We start from the raw sequence: 17,207 nt of genomic DNA, 5'->3' as shown, positions 1-17,207 counted from the left end.
GACGGTCGAACGCCTACGCGAACAGCTGGCGGGCGTCGTCGATGGCCTCGACGAGCACGTCGATCTCGGCCTCGGTGTTGTAGATGTAGAACGACGCGCGGGCCGAGGCGGCGACGCCCAGCTTGTCGTGCAGCGGCTGGGTGCAGTGGTCGCCGGCCCGGATGGCGACGCCGTGGTCGTTGACGATGCTCGCGAGGTCGTGGGCGTGGACGCTCCCGACGTTGAACGCGACGAGGCCGCCGCGGCCCTGGTCGGGCGACGGGCCGTAGATCTCCACGTCGTCGAACGCCGAGAGCTGCTCGTAGGCATAGCGGGCGAGGCGCTCCTCGTGGCGCTGGATTCGCTCCATCCCGATGTCGTCGAGGTAGTCGATGGCCGCGTCGAGGCCGATCGCCTGCGCGATGAGGGGCGTACCAGCCTCGAACTTCCACGGCAGGTCGTTCCACGTCGAGTCCTCGTAGGTGACCTTCCGGATCATGTCGCCGCCGTAGAGGTACGGCTGCATCTCCTCGAGGATGGCTTCCTTCCCGTACAGCACGCCGATGCCGGTCGGGCCGGCCATCTTGTGCCCCGAAAAGGCGTAGAAGTCGGCGTCGATGTCGCCCACGTCGACCGGGCGGGTCGGCACCGCCTGCGCGCCGTCGATGAACGCGTAGGCGTCGTGCTCGTGGGCGAGGTCGGCGAGCTCGGCGACGGGATTGACGGTCCCGAGCGTGTTCGAGACGTGGACCGCGCTGACCATCTTCGTGTCGTCGGTGATGAGGTCGGCCGCCGCCGCCATGTCCAGCTGGCCGTCCTCGTCGATGGGGATGTACTTCGCCTCCGCGCCGGTTCGCTTTGCGACCTGCTGCCAGGTGACCAGCGAGGCGTGGTGCTCCATCTCCGTGAGGACGACCTCGTCGCCCGGCCCGAGTTCCTCCATGCCCCAGGCGTACGCGACGAGGTTCATCGCCTCGGTCGTGTTCTTCGTGAAGACGATCTCCTCGCGGCCGTCCGCACCGATGAACTCCGCGACGCGGTCGTGGGCCTCCTCGTAGGCGATGGAGGCCTCCTGGCTCAGCTGGTGGACCCCACGGTGGACGTTCGCGTTGTAGCCGTAGTAGTAGTCGACGATGGCGTCGACCACCTGCTCGGGGGTCTGGCTCGTCGCCCCGTTGTCCAGGTAGACCAGCGGGACGTCGTCGCCGACGGTCCGCTCGAGGACCGGGAAGTCCTCGCGGATGCGCTCGACGTCGAGTGGCTCGATGTCCTGCGTGCTCATTACGTTGTTTTCGGTGCTCTGGACCCAACTGTCCTTCGGTCGCTCCGTGTTCTGCCCCTGTCTGTGACGGCTCGCTGTATAGGTTCGAACCAGTACGGTACCACGGTCGGGTGAACACCGAGTAAAACCCGTTCCAGCGTGGGAACTGCTGGTGTCGAGAACAGCCAGAAAGCCCCGGCGGGCTTCGCTCCCAGGACCCGCGCTGCGCTCCTCGTTCCTGCGGTGCTTGCGGGGTCTGGGTTCGCGTAGCCCGCCGCCCCTTTCAGTCCCACCCCGCACAGCACCGCAACCGTGCCAGCCCTCCCCCTCGACACCCACGCGCCTGCCGGCGCGGGGTGTCTTGGCCGTGTGGCCTGTGGAGGCGTCGTCGAACCAGTCAAGGTTTACAATAGTTGTAAACTTTCACCACCGGCGCGCGGCTGGCGAGCGTGCCGAGCGCAGCGAGGTCTCCGCGAGCGTGCGAGCGGAGGGCAGCGAGACGACGGAGGAGTCTCGCCAGGCCGCGAGCCATTCCGCGCGAGGTCTTCGGGAGCTTGCGACCGAAGGCTTGCGAGAGCTTGCTCTCGCAGTGGACGAGAAGCGCAGGGAGCGGTCACGAGACGCTTGCGTCTCGTGAGCCCACCGGAAATCTCCGATTTCCGGGGACGTTGCCAGACTGCGTCTGGCAAGCAGTCAGAACGCGAAGCGTTCTGACAACGCTAGCGACTGAGCATCGCAATCGGCTGGGGAGGCATGAGGTGCAGTGCGGTCGGGCGGGACTGAAAGGGGCTGCCAGTTCGGCGAAGGCAGGCGACGCAAGCACCGCAGGAACGAGGAGCGCAGCGAGCCTCCCGAGCCGAACTGGTAGGGGCTTTCTGGCTGGTATCGGTGCAAGCAGTTCTCACTGACGAAGGGACGTTCTGGCTGGTAGCGACTCGGTACTGTCACCGTATACCCAGCCTAGGCACTCCCGTACAGAACGAAAGAACCGCAGAAGAACTCGGAAGAACCCGAAGCCTCAGTTCAGGTAGTCGGCGCCCTCGGGCAGCTCCAGCTTCATGCCCTTGCGCTCGCGGATCTCCATGATCTTGTCCTTCTGGAGCGAGTCGGACATGAACTCGAAGCCGGCGTTCTCGGTGTTCCACGACGCGCGACCCTCGGTCGCGGAGCGGATGTCCGAGGAGAAGCCGATCATCTCGTCGACGGGCGCGATGCCCTCGACGACCATGAGGTCACCCTCCTGGTACATGTCGTCGACGCGGCCACGGCGGCCCTGGATCTCGCCGGAGGCGGCACCCATGTGCTCGTTGGGCACGTCGATGCGGACGTCCTGCATCGGCTCCAGCAGCGCGACGCCGGAGTGGATGAGGGCGCGGTGGACGGCGTTCCGGACTGCCGGGATGACCTGTGCCGGACCGCGGTGGATGGTGTCCTCGTGCAGGCGGGCGTCCTTCAGGCGCAGGAGCGCACCCTGGACGGGCTCTGCGGCGAGCGGGCCGTCCTCGAGGGCCTCCTCGAGCCCCTCGATGACGAGCTCCATCGTCTCGTTGAGGTGCTGGATACCCTTCGTGTCGTCGAGCAGGATGTTCGTGCCGTAGATGTGCTCGACGTTCTGGGAGGAGTCCTTGTCCATGCCGGCCTCCTGCAGGACCTCGCGGCGCTCCTGCTCGGGCATGTCCATGGAGACCTCGCCGAGGCGGATCTTCTCGACGATATCCTCGTTCATCGGCTCGAGGGTCAGGTAGAACCGGTTGTGGCGGTTCGGCGAGATGCCCTCGACCTCCTCGGTCGCCTGGCGCGGCGCCTCGCGGTAGACGACGATGGGCTCACCGGTCGAGACCGGGATGCCCTGGTTGCGCTCGATGCGCTGGGTGATGACCTCGAGGTGGAGCTCGCCCTGTCCGGAGATGAGGTGCTCACCCGTGTCCTCGTTGATCTCGATCTGGATGGTCGGGTCCTCCTTGGAGACCTGACGGAGCGTCTCGATGAGCTTCGGCAGGTCGTCCATGCTCTTCGCCTCGACGGACTTCGTGATGACGGGCTCGGAGATGTGCTCGATGGACTCGAACGGCGTCATCTCGACGGAGGAGACGGTGGAGCCGGCGATGGCGTCGCGCAGACCGGTGACGGCCGCGATGTTGCCTGCCGGGACGTGTTCGACCTCCTCGCGCTCGCCGCCCATGTAGATACCGACGGACTGGATGCGGTTCTTGCCCGCGGTGCCGGAGACGTACAGCTCCTGGCCCTTCTCGACGGTGCCGGAGAAGACGCGACCGGTCGCGATCTCGCCGGCGTGGGGGTCCATCCCGATGTCGGTGACCATCAGGACGACCTCGCCGTCGTCGTCGACCAGACGCATCTGCTCTGCGATGTCGCTCTCGTCGTCACCACGCCAGATGCGCGGGATACGACGGGGCTGGGCGTCGAGCGGGTTCGGGAAGTGCTCGACGACCATGTCGAGGACGACGTTCGAGAGCGGCGTCTTCTCGTGGAGCTCCTGGCGCTTGTCGGCGCGCTCGAGGTCGATGATGTCGCCGAAGTCGAGGCCGGTGCGCTGCATGGAGTTGACGGAGACGCCCCACATGTAGAGGGCGGAGCCGAACGCGACGGTGCCGTCCTCGACGGAGACGGTCCAGTCGTCGACGTCGTCCATCTCCTCGGTCATGCCGCGGATGAGCTCGTTGACGTCGGCGATGACCTTCTGGAGGCGCTCCTGCATCTCCTGGGGCCCCTCCTGGAGTTCGCTGATGAGCCGGTCGACCTTGTTGATGAACAGGGCCGGCTTCACGCCCTCGCGGAGCGCCTGCCGGACGACGGTCTCCGTCTGGGGCATCGCGCCCTCGACGGCGTCGACGACGACGAGCGCACCGTCGACCGCACGCATCGCACGCGTCACGTCCCCGCCGAAGTCGACGTGGCCGGGGGTGTCGATGAGGTTGATGAGGTGGTTGGAGTCGTCGTACTCGTGGGTCATCGAGACGTTCGCCGCGTCGATGGTAATCCCACGCTCCTGCTCGTCCTCCTCGGTGTCCATCATGAGCTTCGTCGCCTCACCTTCGTCGGCGATCATGCCCGTACCCGCGAGGAGGTTGTCTGTGAGCGTTGTCTTGCCGTGGTCGACGTGTGCGGCGATGGCGATGTTCCGGATCTGCTCCGGCTCGTCCATCAGTCGCTCGCACTCGTCGACGATCTTCTTGCGTCTACCCATTGATGCCTGATACCGGCACAAGGTTCAAAAGGGTAGTGTTTTCCGTCGGTGCGGAACCCGACGAATATCCGGTTGTCGACCGCCGATCCGGACGTTCGTGCGACAACCATACACACGGTCTGCGATGGTGACACGAACGGACAGAGAAACGGGACAGGTCACGGCAACCACTAACACAGCCGCAACGCTCATACCCGCGAGAACCGTGTTACTGGTGTACATGGAGGTTCGCGTGCAGGACGGCGGACCGACCGCCCCGTTTCTCAGCGCCAGGGACGTCTTCGAGACCGAGTGCGACCTCGACCTGCCGGTTCGGGTCCACGTGCGAGAGAACCCGGACGAGCGCACGTGGACGGGTCACTACGACGACCACCACGTGCTCAACATCTCGAAACGGGCGGCGACGAGCGCGATGGCCCGCGAGCTCGCGCTCCACGAGTTCGCCCACATGGTCCGGTACGAGGAGTCGCATCCCTCGCACACCCAGTCGACGGAGGAGGCGCTGTTCCTCGGGCTCGCCGGCAACAGCGTCGAGCGCCACAAGATCGCCCAGTGCTACCAGATCGCCAACCACATGAAGGACATCTACGCCGACGACATCACGATGCGCGTCGCCTCGGCGGACAAGCTGGTGTCCTTCCTCGAATCCGGGCTCGCCGCCGCCGTCGCCGACCAGCCCCGCCCGTTCCGCGGCGGGCTCGTCCCCGCGAACCCCGGCTCCGACCCCGACATCACCGCGGTCAACGCCGCCTTCGCCCTCGCACTCGTCGAACGGCACGACCTCGCCGGCCCCGACCACCGGCTCTACGATCTCGCCGCCGCCGCCGCCAGCGATGCCCCCGACGTGCGCCTCGACCGGTTCAAGGAGCGGTTCGTCTCGCTCGTCGACGACCCCACCGAGAGCGAGTACCGCAAGGCGCTCGTCGACGTCACCCGGGCGTTCGCGCTGGGCGGGCAGCAGGCGGCGGACTGAGGCAGTATCCGGGTACGACGAGAGCCTGCTTTTTCCCCACCGGCGCGCGCTGGCGAGACTGCGCGAGCGATAGCGAGCGCGTCGAGCCAGTCGGCGCGCGAGGGATGAGAAGCGCAGCGCCAGCGAGCATCGCAAGAGGCTGGGGAGGTGTGAGGTACGGTGCTGTCGCACGGTGGGACTGAAAGGGGCGAGGGGCTCGGCGAACCCCGACGAAGCAAGCGACGCGAGAGCGAAGCTCTCGCTAGTCTGAGCGCGTAGCGCTCAGGCACCGCAACGAAGTGAGGAGCGGTCACGAGACGCGGAGCGTCTCGTGAGCACACCGGAAATCTCCGATTTCCGGGGACGCAGCGAGTCGCGGGAGCCGAGCCCCTCGGGGCTTTCTGGCTGTTCGCGGTCCCAGAACGCCCCAAGAAAGGAGCAACTTCCAGACCCGGCGAGTTCCCCGACCAGCATACCCACCGACCACCCAGCAGACCTTGCTGAGTGGGAGAGACTTATTACGCTGATATCGCTAGCGCTACGCGTGCCCTCGCCCTTCGACGTGTTGCAGGTGGACCCCGACGCCGACGAGGAGACGGTGCATCAGGCGTACCGCAGACGGGTGAAGGAGGTCCATCCGGACCAGGGTGGGTCCGCGCGCGAGTTCCAGCTGGTCCAGTCGGCCTACGAGACCATCGTCGAGGGGACCGCTGACAGCTGGTACGAGACCAACGGCACCGCCGAGCCGGCGACGGCGGCGGAGTCCGCACCGGAACCGGAGCCGGACCCGAACGTGTACGTCGAGTACCTCGACTACGAGGCGGTCGTGGCGAACGGCTGGGAGCTCGGCGACGACGAGCTGTTCAGGAAGGCACGCCGGGCGGGCCTCGACGAGGATGCCTACGGCGAGCTGACGGTCGAGCCCGGCGACTACCTGCTGGAGGCGGCCGAGGAGGCCGGCTTCGACTGGCCGTTCTCGTGTCGCGGCGGGGCGTGTGCGAACTGTGCGGTGCTGGTCGTCGGGGGCGAGATGGAGATGACCGTCGACAACGTGCTCTCGGACGACCTCGTCGCACAGGGCATCCAGCTCTCCTGCATCGGGACACCGGTGACCGACGACCTCCAGGTCGTGTTCAACGTGAAGGACCTGCCCGGGCTGGAGGAGCTGCAGCTGCCGTCTCGGATGCGCTGATTCAGAGTCACGGCGAGAGCGTGACCGAGAGCCCCGCGGCCGCCAGCCCGACGCCGGCGAGCGAGACGGCCGCGTCGGCGGCGGTGAACCGGAAGGTCGGTGGGGTCGGCTCCCACGAGAAACAGCGCGCCCGGAGCGCCAGGGCCAGCCGGTCGGCGCGCTCGAACGCCCGGGCGAGCCCGACCCGGCCGAGGCGTCCCAGCCGGTCGGTCACCGGCCGCTGGTCACCCAGGCGGGCACGCATGGCGGTCCTCGTGGCGAGCAGGTCCCGTCGGAGCACCGGCAGGAACCGCGCTGTGAGCGCGACGCCGACGCCGAGCAGCCGGCCCGCCTTCCCGGGGACGTACCGCTGGATGGTCGCCCGGGTCTCTCTGATGGGCGTCGTGCGGACGTACGCCGCGCCGACGAACAGCACGAGGCCGATCCTACTGACGTCGAGCGTCGGGGCGACCGCCCGCTCGGGAGTGAGCCGGAGGGGCGAGAGCGCAACGAGGTCGAGCACGGGGCCGCTGCACAGGAGCACGAACACGAACCAGTAGGTCCGGACGACGGCGACGGGCGAGGTCCGCGAGCCGGCGAGCACGAGCCCGGCGACGACCGCCACCGCGACGAGCCAGCGCGGTGTCGGGCTGGCGAACGCGGCGAGCGCGAAGCCGAACTGGAACAGGAGCTTCGAGCGCGCGTCGAGCCGGTGGGCGACCGTGTCGCCGGGGGTGTAGCTGATCATCGGGGCTGTGGGTGGGTACTCACGGCGGCACGTCGACCGCCACGCCGGCGAGTGCCTCGCGCACCGACTCGGGCGGGCCGTCGGCGACGATGCGACCGTCGGCGAGTGCGACGACGCGGTCCGCGACGTCGAACCACTCGCGGAGGTCGTGCGTGACGACGACGACGCTCGTCCCGTCGGCGTGGAGTTCGAGGAGGCGAGAACGCACCGACTCGCGGCCGGTCGCGTCCAGCCCGGCGAGCGGTTCGTCGAGTATCAGGTGTGCCGGGTCCATCGCCAGCGCACCGGCGATGGCGACCCGGGCCTCCTCCCCGCCGGAGAGCTCGTCGACGCGCTCGTCTTCGCGGCCGGCCATCCCGACGGCGTCGAGCGCATCCACGACCCGGGCGTCCACCTCGTCGCGGTCGAGGCCCAGGTTCTCGGGGCCGAACGCCACGTCCGCGCCGATGGTCGCGGCGACGAGCTGGTCGCGGGGGTGCTGGAACACCATGCCGACGCGGGTGCGGGCGCGCACGAGGTTCTCGTGGACGGGGGTGCCGTCGACGACGACCCGGCCCGCGTCGGGCTCGAGCAGGCCGTTGCACTGCCGGACGAGCGTCGTCTTCCCGCTGCCGTTCGCGCCGACGACGAGGACGAACGCGCCGTCGTCGACCGTCGTCGACACGTCGTCGAGCACCTGCGTGTCGCCGTAGCTGTGGGAGAGACCCTCGACGCGGATCATTCGACGAGCGGGTCGAGGCCGCCGCTGCGGACGACGGCGAGCGTCGCGGCGATCTTCAGCACGTCGCCGGGCAGGAAGACGGCCGCCCCGAACGCGAGCGCCGGTGACATCGTGAGCGTCGGCGCGTCCACGAGCGGCACGTCGACGAACGGCACGTCGAGCGGGAGGGCCGCGGTGCCCGTCAGCGACAGCTCGGACGTCTCCGCGAGCCAGGGCACGCCGAGCGCGTAGATGACGGCGATGCCGACGCCGAGCGCGAGCGTCTGTCGCCACGCCGGCATCGACGACGGCGGCTTCGCGTCGAGGCCGCCGTGGGCGACGAGGCCGATGAGTACCGCTGCGACGAGGTAGCCGGCGAGGTAGCCGCCGGTCGGCCCGAGGACGTAGCCCAGCCCCGCCCCGCCGTTCGCGAACACCGGGACGCCGGCGAGGCCGGTGAGCAGGTACAGCACCATCGAGAAGCCGCCCCAGCGTGCCCCGAGCAACAGCCCGGCGGCGTACACGCCGAACGGCTGGAACGAGACCGGTGCCGGCAGCCCCGGCACGGGGATCGACACCTGTGCGAGCGCGGCGGTCAACGCGGCGACGACCGCCGCCAGCGCGAGTCGTTCGACCGTCTCGTCGGCGACGAGGTCGACCGATTCGTGCGAGTCGGACATACACCTCGAATCCCCGTCAACCAGTAATAGCGTACCGGTTTACGGACGGCGAAGCACCAGTGGACCGACAGCTCAGGCCTGCCGCACGCGGATGAGCCGGTCGCCGTTCTCCTTCGGGAAGTCGCCCTCGGCGCGGCCGTCGCGGTTGCAGGTGATGAAGTAGAGGTCGCCGTTGGGGCCCTGCTCGACGTGGCGGATGCGACCGAACTCGTCCTCGAACAGGTGGTGCGAGGTGGCGACGTAGTCGTTGGTCATCCAGTCGGCGTCGTGCCGGCGGCCGTTCCCGACCGGCGGCAGCTCCGCGTCCGCGGGCGATATCGTCACGACGTTGATGCGCTGGCTGCGGAGCCCGCCGAGCAGCAGCCGGTTCTGGAGGCCGGGGACGCTGTCGCCGGTGTAGAAGACGCCCCCGCTCGGCGCCCACGTGGACCTCCCGGTGTGTGCGACCGGGCGGTTGAACTCGGTACCCGGGTACTCGTCGGCCGTCCGGGCCTCGGGCCAGCCGCCGTTCCAGCCGGGCGAGAGCAGGTTCACCTCGTCCTGGGCGGTCTGGCCGTGCTCGGCCGCGACCGGCGTCGCGTCCGGCAGCCACGTGATGGTCTGGGGGTTCCGGTGGCCGAGCGAGAAGATGCGGGCGTCGCCGCCCTCGGCGTTGCCGTCGACCGGCTCGCCCGAGGCGCTGACGCGGAGCAACTTCCCGCCCAGCGAGTCCATGTTCTGGCTGCGCGAGGCCGTCCCCGCGTCACCCGTCGTGATCCAGAGGTGTCCCTCCGGGCCGAACGCGATACGGCCGCCGTCGTGATACGTCTCGCCCGGGATACCCTCGACGATGGGCGTCACGGTCGACTGCGGGTCGTCCGCGGTGGCGTCGAACGACGACACCTTATTCTTCTTCGTCCCGCCGTCCATGTACGTGTAGTAGGCGTACACCAGCGGCGGCTCCGGGTAGTCCGGGTGGGCCGCGACGCCGAGCAGGCCGCCCTCGCCGCCCTCCACCCACCAGGTCTGTTCGTCGGGGCTGTCGATGGCGCTCGCGTCGATGGCCTCGTCCGGTTCGACCACGTCGACCACGTCGCCCGACTCGAACCGTCGGATGGTGCCGGTGCGCTCGGTCAGGAACAGCTCGTCCTCGCCCGTGAAGGAGATGTCCCACGGGATCTCGAGGTTCTCGATCAGCACCTCGGTCTCGTACTCGTAGTCGAGCGGGGAGTCCGTCGGCGCGTCCCAGTCCTCGTCGTACCGCGGCCACTCGCCGTCCTCGACCGTCGGGTCGTACGACGACGTCGGCGGGTCGGTCGGTGTGCCGTCGCTGCCGGTGACGTCGGAGAGACAGCCGGCCAGACCGGCCGCCGCGGCCGCCGCGAGGAACTGGCGGCGGGATGGAGGGTTCGATGCCATACCACGTGCTATCGACAGGACAGGTAAATACTTCGTGCTATCCGGTCACCGAGCCAGCGGCTCCGGACGCACCGAGAACGGGAGATAGAGAGAGCGTTAGCGTGCCGCGGCCGCGACGCGTTCCTTCTCTTCCTTCTGGCTGACGGCGTACGTCTGGACGTCGTAGTTCGCCGCGCCGATGAGCTGGTTGGCCAGCGCCTCGGACGCGGACGTCGGCGTCTTGAACGAGTCCTTGTAGATGCCGTCGGTCAGGAACAGCAGGGCCTGGTCGACGCGGCGCTGCGGTGCGACGTCGACGGCCTTCGGGACCGAGATGCCACCGTACTTCAGGCGGACGGTCTCCTCGCGGGGCGCCGCGTTCTCGACGGCGGTGACGAGCACCTGGATGGGGTTCTCCTCGGTGCGCTCGTGGATCTGCTCGAAGCCCTCGCGGACGATCTGGATCGCCTTCTGCTTCTTGCCCGTGTTCTCCTCGGTCTGCATCAGACGGTTGATGAGCCGCTCGACGATGGAGATCTCGGACTTCTTGAACTGCTTCGAGGAGTGCCGGCCCATCGTGTGCGCGACCGGCGTCACCGAGATGTAGCGCTCGGTGGACGGGTCGTTGTACTCGATGTCGGTCACGTCCCACGTGCCGAACAGCTGGGCGCGTGCGCCCTCGTCGTCCGTGCCCGCCGGCTTGTCCGGCTCGGGTGTGTCTTCGGCCGCCATGGTTAGCGCACCGGCTTCTCCGCGTTCCCGCGGACGAGTTCGATCATCGCGACGCCGTTGACCTTCTCGACCTTGTAGTTCACGCCGGAGAGGTCACCCATCGCGCGACCCTTCGCCCCACCGATACCCGCGATGGTGACCTCGTCGTGCTCGTCGATGAACGAGATGGCACCGTCGCCCGGGCAGAACGCCGTGACCTGCTTGCCGTTCTTGATGAGCTGGACACGGACGCACTTCCGAATCGCGGAGTTCGGCTGCTTCGCCTCGATGCCGACCTTCTCCAGCACGATACCTCGACCCTGGGGCGCGCCCTCGAGCGGGTCGGACTTCTTGCGAAGTCCGCGCTCGCGTCGAGCGTACTCGGAGTCGGACCACCGGTGGTTCTGGCGGTCCTTCTTGAGCTTGCGCGCGGCGTATTTGCCGTTCGCCATAGTACCAGTCGCTATCTTACGGAGGCACTTAAGCCCACCCTTTTGGCCCCGGGAGTTACGGCCCCAGCGAGCGCGAGAGGGGTCGAAGGAGGAATCTGAGGGCGTTTCGGGGATTGGATTTACGCGCTCTGCGCGCTCCTTATCTCGAAAGCGGTTCGCAGACTCGCTCGTTTGGTCATCCGTCGAGTTCGGGTGTTCTGGTTGGCGTAGTGGATGATTTGGTCGGTAGTTGGTTGCTGAGAGCGTGAACCGGAGATAGCGAGAACCAGAAAGCCCCTGCTGGCTCGACTCCCGGGAGCCACGCTGCGCTCCTCGTTCCTGCGGTGCTTGCGGGCTCCTGTTTCGCCGAGCCAGCAGCCCCTTTCAGTCCCGCCCGCGACGGCACCGCCACGCACCTCACGCCTCCCCAGCCGATTCGCTCACCTCCGCTGCGCTCCGGTTCGCTCATCCCTCGCGCGGATGGCTCGCGGCCTGGCGAGACTCCTCCGTCGTCTCGCTGCCCTCCGCTCGCAAGCTCGCGGAGACCTCGCTGCGCTCGGCACGCTCGCCACCCGCGCGCCACCCGGTTGGTTCCACGACACGGTCACCAGCCACATGGCCAAGACACCCCGCGCCGGCAGGCGCGTGGGTGTCGAGGGGGAGGGCTGGCGCGGTGCGGTCGCGGTGCCGTGCGGGGCGGGACTGAAAGGGGCGAGGTTCTCGGCGAAGGTGGGCGACGCAAGGACCGCAGCGCAGCGAGGACCGCAGCGAGCCCCCCGAGCCGAGAACCTCGGGGCTTTCTGGTTGTTTGCGGTCCAGGTCATTCCGGTGGTCAGCGGGGCTCTCTGGTTCTTTGCGGTCCAGGTCATTCCGGTGGTCAGCGGGGCTCTCTGGCGGTTGACGGCCCGGCCAGTTGCCACGCCATCCCGGCCGTTCCGGACAGCCAAAACGAAGTGAAACGCGGCCACGGAGCCACGAACAGCACGCGATAACGACAACCATCAGCACACCCACGAGCGGTCCGACGGCTTTTACCGCGTCGCCCTGTAGAAACGGGTATGAGCGAAGTCGCCGACAGGCTCGCGCTGCCCTGTCCCTCGTGTTCGCCCGAGTTCGAGCGGGCGCACGAGGTGCTGAAGGAGCGCGGCCAGATGTACACGGTCCGCTGTACGGAGTGCGGACACGTCCACAAGGAGCGAATCGAGCCGGACGAGACGGTCGAGGTCGACGTCGTGGTCAGTCAGGACGGGGACTCCTTCACCGCGACGGTGGAGGCCCCGGTCGACGAGACGGTCGCGACGGGCGAGGAGTTCATCCTCGACACCGACGAGGCCATCATGACGGTCCGCATCACCAGCCTCGAACTCGACGGCGACCGCCGCGTCGAGGAGGCCGAGGCGGGCGACGTGGAGACGTTCTGGACCCGTGCGGTCGGGAACGTCGGGGTCAACGTGACCATCCACCCGCGCGACGGCCGCAACAACGAGACGCGCTCGGAGCGCGTGTACGTCCCCGGCGACTACGAGTTCGTCGTGGGCGAGACGGAGACGTTCGACAACGACGAGTTCACCATCAGCGGCATCGCGGTGCGGGCCGACGCGGAGGGCTACTACCACGACAAGCTCGACCACGACGGCGACACGGTCATCGCCAAGGACACGAAGCGCGTCTACGCGTGGGACGAGGAGACCACGGCCTGGTCCGCCTGGTGAGCATGGACTTCGAGGCCGCCCGTGAGTCGCTGGTCGACCGGCTCGCCCGCCGGAGCGACATCCGGCGGGAGTCGACGCTCGAGGCGATGCGTGCGGTCCCGAGACACGAGTTCGTCCCCGAGTCACGCCGGAGCGAGGCGTACGCGGACCGCCCGCTCCCCATCGGCGACGGCGCGACCATCAGCGCGCCGCACATGGTCGCCATCATGGTCGACGCGCTCGACCTCTCGCCCGGCGAACGGGTGCTCGAGATCGGCACCGGCTGTGGCTACCACGCCGCGGTCACCGCCGAGGTCGTCGGCGCCGAGAACGTCTTCTCCGTCGAGTACAGTGAGCAGCTCGCTGGCGAGGCCCGCGAGCGACTGGACCGACTCGGCTACGGCGACATCGCCATCCGGACCGGCGACGGCAGCGGTGGCTGGCCAGCGCACGCGCCCTACGACGCGGCCTACCTGACCTGCGCCGCGCCCGAGCTCCCGACCGCGGTCGTCGAGCAGGTCAGACCGGGTGGCGTCCTGCTGGCCCCCATCGGCACCGACCGGCAGACGCTCGTCCACGCGACCCGCCGGGCCGACGGCTCGCTCGATCGCGAGGACCGCGGCGGGGTGCGGTTCGTCCGGATGCAGTGATCGCCCGCGGGCAGTAGCCGGAGTTATTCCCCTCCAGTCCGTCGCTCCGACCATGACCGAGGATCGGGAGACGCTGTTCCTGCTGTGGGCCGCCCGCGAGACGGGGGTGCTCGACGCCCTGCTCTCCGACGCCGACACGCCGAGCGAGGTCGCCGAGCGGACCGACGTGACCGAGCGCGCAGCCCGCCTCACCGTCGAGGGCCTCGCCGACGCCGGCTTCTTCCGCGACGTGGGCGGCGTCTACGAGCCGACGAACCGCGCGCTGGGCTTCCTCGCGGCGGCCGACCTCCGTTCTGTGGGTCGCTTCCCGGCCGAACTCGACGACCTCACCGCCCTTCGCGCACTCCCCGAGACGATGCGCGGCGCAGCCCCACCGGTCGGCGACGACGACGACGGCACGGAGCCGGCGCGAGAGGACACCACGACCGAGTGGACCCGGAACCGTCTCGGTCGCGTGCAGGCGACCGACGAGGCGACGGTTCGAGCCTGCGTCACCACCGCCCAGCACGTCGCACCCGAGGGCCGTGTCGTCGACGTCGGCGGCGCACCGGGGCCCTACGCCGTGGAGTTCGCTCGGCGGGGCTACGACGTGACGCTGCTCGACGCCGCCGACCGGCTCGACGCGTCGGCGTCGCTGCTCGCCCGCGAGCCCGTCGAGACGGTCGCGTGGGGGCTGCCCGACGACGGCGGGAACGACGATGCCGGGAACGGCGACGGCGAGAACGACGGGACCGACGCCGCAGCGCTCCCGGTCGACGGCGTCGACTGCGCGTTCGTCCCCGTGCGAACGAGCGATCGGTCGGCGGCGGCGAACCGGCGACTCGTCGCGGCGGCGGCCGACGCGCTCGCGCCGGGTGGTTGGCTCGTGATCGTCGATTACCTTCGCGGGCGCTCGCCCGCCGCGCGTGGGAAGACGGTCCGTCGCCTCGCGCTCGGCGCCGGCGAGGCACACGACCCCGGCGCCTACCGCGAGTGGCTCGAATCCGCGGGATTACGGGCGGTACAGGTGCGCGAGGTGCCGGGCACGGATCGGCAGGCGGTGCTGGGACAGGCGCGAGATTCTTAACGGAGCATCCCGGACCTTCGGGTATGGAGCAGGCGGCGCTGCGGGACGACATGGTCGACAGCCTCGAACACGACGCGAAGGGCGTCGTGCACAGCGATGCAGTCGGCCTCGCGCTGCGGGAGGTGCCCCGCCACGAGTTCGTTCCGGAGGCGGAGCGCGCGTACACCGACCAGTCACACGAGCACGCCGGCACCCGGATCCTCTCGCCCAGCTCGGTCGCACGGCTGTTCGAGGCGCTCCGCGTCGAGCCGGACGACGCGGTGCTCGTCGTCGGCGCGGGCGTCGGCTACACGAGCGCTGTCGCCGCCGAACTCGCCGGGGCACGCAACGTCCACGCGGTGGACATCACCCGCCGTGTCGTCTACGACGCCCGGTCGAACCTCGCGGACGCGGGCTACGGCGACGTGCTCGTCGACTGCCGCGACGGCACCCACGGCCTCGCGGAGTACGCCCCCTTCGACCGCGTACTGGTGGAAGCCGCGGCCGTCGAACCGCCGCGTGCGCTCGTCTCCCAGCTCGCCGACGACGGCCGGCTCGTCATGCCCCGCGGCGCGGGCGGGCAGACGCTCGTCTCCATCGATTCGACCGGGGAGGTCGTCGACGAGCACGGCCCGGTCGCGTTCGCGCCGCTGCTCGTCGAGGGCGAGCAGGCGGGGGCGCTCGAGCGCAACCGGACCGACCGCGAGGACCGCGAACGCGCCCAGACCGCCCTCGGCGCGGGCTGGGAGCACGAGTGGATCGACTGGGACTAATCCTCGACCACCAGGATGACCGTGTTCGCGCGCTGGTCGGCGTACTCGCTGCCTGCGGGCGGTTTGATGTCTATCTCCAGCGTGCCCTCGGCCTGATTCGGTCCGAGCGACGGGTCGATCTCGATCGCGGCGGTGCCGTTTGCCCCCGTACTCGCCGTCTCGATACCGTCGAGCCGCGCGGTCGCACCCTTCACGACGACGGTCGCGCCCTCGACGGGGTTGCCGTCGCTGTCGACGACGCGGATGTCGACGGTCTGCTCGCCGGGCGTGATGACGTCCGGCGTCGGCTGTGCGTCGACCTCGGTGACGGCGAGACCGCCGATACCGGATATCATGTTCATCATGACGGAGAGGCTGGCGACACCGACGACGAGCGCGATGACGAGACGGATTGGCAGTCCTTCGATGGCGCGGTCGTCGCGCCGGAGCGGTGTGAGTTGCACGCCATCGTTGGGCCCGCGATGGTATTTGAATGGTCGGCCGGCTCGTCCGCCCGTTGAAGTACCATCACGGGACCAGACGGGGCATGGTCGTCATCGGACGCGACGGCGGACCGGGTGCGACGGTCGAGTTCGGGCACTACCGCGCGCCGGACGGGAGCGCTGGCGCGACGGTCGAGCTGGACTGCGAGTCACCGCACGCCGCGCTCGTCGTCGGCAAACGCGGCTACGGCAAGTCGTACACGCTCGGCGTGTTGGCGGAGGGACTGGCTGCGGCCGGGGGTGTCGCGCCGGTCGTCGTCGACCCGATGGGCGTGTTCGGGACGCTCGCGACCGACGGGTCGGCGACGGTCGTCAGGGAGCCACGGGTAGACCCCGACGCACTGCCGCCGACCGCCTGGTGCGAACTGGTGGGGCTCGACCCGGAGTCGCCGGGTGGTGCGGCACTGTGGCGGGCGGCGGCGACGGGGACGACCGTCGCCGAGGTGGGGGCGACGCTGGCCGGGCTCGACTGCGACCAGGCGGCGCGACGCGCGGCCCGGAACCACCTCGACCTCGCCGCGTCGTGGGACGTGTTCGACCCGGACGGACTCGACGCGAGCGCGCTCTCGTCGCGGACCGCGACGGTGCTCGACGTCTCTGGACTGCCGACGGCGGCGGCGAACGCGGTGGTCCGGGCGACGGCGACGGCGCTGTACCGTGCGCGGGTGCAGGACACGGTCGCCCGGCTCCCGTGGCTGCTCGTCGACGAGGCCCACGCGTTCTTCGACGGCGTCGCGGCCCCGGCGCTGCGGACACTGCTCACGCGTGGGCGTCAGCCGGGTGTGAGCCTCGTCGCGGCGACCCAGCGTCCGAGTGCGCTGCCGCCGGTGGCCGCGTCGCAGGCCGACCTGCTGGTCGCCCACCGACTCACCGACCGACGGGACCGCGAGGCACTGGCACGGGCACGGCCCTCGTTCGTCGACGAGGACCTGACGGAACGGATGCCCACCGAACCGGGCGCGGTCAGGGTGGTCGACGACGCCACCGAGCGACTCCACGCGGTGCAGGTCCGCGAGCGACACACGCCACACGACGGGGGGAGCCCGACGGCGAGCGCAGCCCTGGCCGGTCGAAGTCTCAAGTGACGGTTTGACCCTTCACCGGTCTTAATACCCGTCCGGGACAAGGATTTGTCGTCGACAGGAACGCCGCCTGCTGTCATCCCCACCCCGATTCGGCCTCCGCGACTGCGTTTCAGACCAGTTCGCTCCTGTCGACAGCCGCTGCTTCGTCTTTTGCACAGTTAGTAAAATGAGATTTTAACTTTTTCCAGTTATACGAACTGAATTCCCCTTATAAGATTTTCTTTTGGACTAGAGACGACTAGTGCTTACAGTCGTTTTTTGAC

General features: G+C 69.1%; 17 protein-coding genes. 7 read left to right on the top strand and 10 right to left on the bottom strand.

Features of this window, described 5'->3' with window-relative positions; all coding sequences use genetic code 11:
• Positions 1-13 precede the first annotated feature (13 nt).
• On the bottom strand, positions 14-1,261 hold the full coding sequence (locus ACSG06_RS00155) for an aminotransferase class V-fold PLP-dependent enzyme (RefSeq protein ID WP_440988234.1): 1,248 nt from the start codon (positions 1,259-1,261) through the stop codon (positions 14-16).
• A gap of 997 nt (positions 1,262-2,258) precedes the next feature.
• Positions 2,259-4,448, bottom strand: a complete 2,190-nt coding sequence (locus tag ACSG06_RS00150) for an elongation factor EF-2 (protein WP_440988233.1) — start codon at positions 4,446-4,448, stop codon at positions 2,259-2,261.
• A gap of 220 nt (positions 4,449-4,668) precedes the next feature.
• On the opposite strand from ACSG06_RS00150, the gene ACSG06_RS00145 reads away from it, so the two are divergent.
• Entirely contained in the window at positions 4,669-5,421 is a 753-nt protein-coding gene (locus ACSG06_RS00145; RefSeq protein ID WP_440988232.1) for a DUF5781 family protein, read from the top strand.
• A 523-nt stretch (positions 5,422-5,944) separates the two neighbouring features.
• Entirely contained in the window at positions 5,945-6,592 is a 648-nt protein-coding gene (gene fer, locus ACSG06_RS00140; RefSeq protein WP_440988231.1) for a ferredoxin Fer, read from the top strand.
• A gap of 7 nt (positions 6,593-6,599) precedes the next feature.
• Here the strand turns inward: fer and ACSG06_RS00135 are convergent, their stop codons facing one another.
• The 7 genes from ACSG06_RS00135 to ACSG06_RS00105 form a co-directional block, all read right to left on the bottom strand.
• Positions 6,600-7,319 (bottom strand): energy-coupling factor transporter transmembrane component T family protein, encoded by a 720-nt coding sequence (locus tag ACSG06_RS00135; RefSeq protein ID WP_440988230.1) that lies wholly within the window; start codon positions 7,317-7,319, stop codon positions 6,600-6,602.
• 19 nt (positions 7,320-7,338) lie between these two features.
• The gene (locus ACSG06_RS00130) at positions 7,339-8,040 is read right to left on the bottom strand and encodes an energy-coupling factor ABC transporter ATP-binding protein (RefSeq protein WP_440988229.1); all 702 of its coding nucleotides are present in this window, start codon (positions 8,038-8,040) and stop codon (positions 7,339-7,341) included.
• Complete coding sequence (locus ACSG06_RS00125; RefSeq protein ID WP_440988228.1) at positions 8,037-8,699, bottom strand: biotin transporter BioY; 663 nt, start codon at positions 8,697-8,699, stop codon at positions 8,037-8,039. The genes ACSG06_RS00130 and ACSG06_RS00125 overlap by 4 nt, the downstream gene beginning before the upstream one ends.
• A gap of 72 nt (positions 8,700-8,771) precedes the next feature.
• Entirely contained in the window at positions 8,772-10,097 is a 1,326-nt protein-coding gene (locus tag ACSG06_RS00120; protein WP_440988227.1) for a PQQ-dependent sugar dehydrogenase, read from the bottom strand.
• Positions 10,098-10,193: 96 nt separating this feature from the next.
• Positions 10,194-10,808 carry a 30S ribosomal protein S7 gene (locus ACSG06_RS00115; protein ID WP_440988226.1) on the bottom strand — a complete coding sequence of 205 codons (615 nt, stop codon included), beginning with the start codon at positions 10,806-10,808 and terminating at the stop codon, positions 10,194-10,196.
• 2 nt (positions 10,809-10,810) lie between these two features.
• Positions 10,811-11,239, bottom strand: coding sequence for a 30S ribosomal protein S12 (locus ACSG06_RS00110; protein WP_440988225.1), 429 nt, complete (start codon positions 11,237-11,239; stop codon positions 10,811-10,813).
• A 444-nt stretch (positions 11,240-11,683) separates the two neighbouring features.
• Complete coding sequence (locus ACSG06_RS00105) at positions 11,684-11,815, bottom strand: hypothetical protein (RefSeq protein ID WP_440988224.1); 132 nt, start codon at positions 11,813-11,815, stop codon at positions 11,684-11,686.
• 461 nt (positions 11,816-12,276) lie between these two features.
• On the opposite strand from ACSG06_RS00105, the gene ACSG06_RS00100 reads away from it, so the two are divergent.
• The 4 genes from ACSG06_RS00100 to ACSG06_RS00085 are packed head-to-tail and all read left to right on the top strand — an operon-like array spanning position 12,277 to position 15,377.
• Complete coding sequence (locus ACSG06_RS00100) at positions 12,277-12,930, top strand: HVO_0476 family zinc finger protein (protein ID WP_440988223.1); 654 nt, start codon at positions 12,277-12,279, stop codon at positions 12,928-12,930.
• A gap of 2 nt (positions 12,931-12,932) precedes the next feature.
• On the top strand, positions 12,933-13,559 hold the full coding sequence (locus tag ACSG06_RS00095) for a protein-L-isoaspartate(D-aspartate) O-methyltransferase (RefSeq protein ID WP_440990279.1): 627 nt from the start codon (positions 12,933-12,935) through the stop codon (positions 13,557-13,559).
• Between the two features lie 52 nt (positions 13,560-13,611).
• A complete protein-coding gene (locus tag ACSG06_RS00090; protein ID WP_440988222.1) occupies positions 13,612-14,625 on the top strand; it encodes a methyltransferase domain-containing protein in 1,014 nt (337 codons plus the stop codon).
• A gap of 23 nt (positions 14,626-14,648) precedes the next feature.
• Positions 14,649-15,377, top strand: a complete 729-nt coding sequence (locus ACSG06_RS00085) for a protein-L-isoaspartate O-methyltransferase family protein (RefSeq protein ID WP_440988221.1) — start codon at positions 14,649-14,651, stop codon at positions 15,375-15,377.
• Here the strand turns inward: ACSG06_RS00085 and ACSG06_RS00080 are convergent.
• Complete coding sequence (locus ACSG06_RS00080; RefSeq protein WP_440988220.1) at positions 15,374-15,820, bottom strand: DUF7382 domain-containing protein; 447 nt, start codon at positions 15,818-15,820, stop codon at positions 15,374-15,376. The two genes, ACSG06_RS00085 and ACSG06_RS00080, sit on opposite strands and share 4 nt — an antisense overlap.
• Before the next feature lie 83 nt (positions 15,821-15,903).
• Between ACSG06_RS00080 and ACSG06_RS00075 the strand changes: the two genes are divergently transcribed.
• Positions 15,904-16,944 carry an ATP-binding protein gene (locus tag ACSG06_RS00075; protein WP_440988219.1) on the top strand — a complete coding sequence of 347 codons (1,041 nt, stop codon included), beginning with the start codon at positions 15,904-15,906 and terminating at the stop codon, positions 16,942-16,944.
• Positions 16,945-17,207: the final 263 nt, after the last annotated feature.

The sequence above is a fragment of the Haloarchaeobius baliensis genome (assembly GCF_052060055.1).
In the GTDB taxonomy this organism is placed as follows: domain Archaea; phylum Halobacteriota; class Halobacteria; order Halobacteriales; family Natrialbaceae; genus Haloarchaeobius; species Haloarchaeobius baliensis.
Note: the sequence above shows the minus strand (reverse complement) of the source record. Positions and strands in the feature narration are given on the sequence as shown.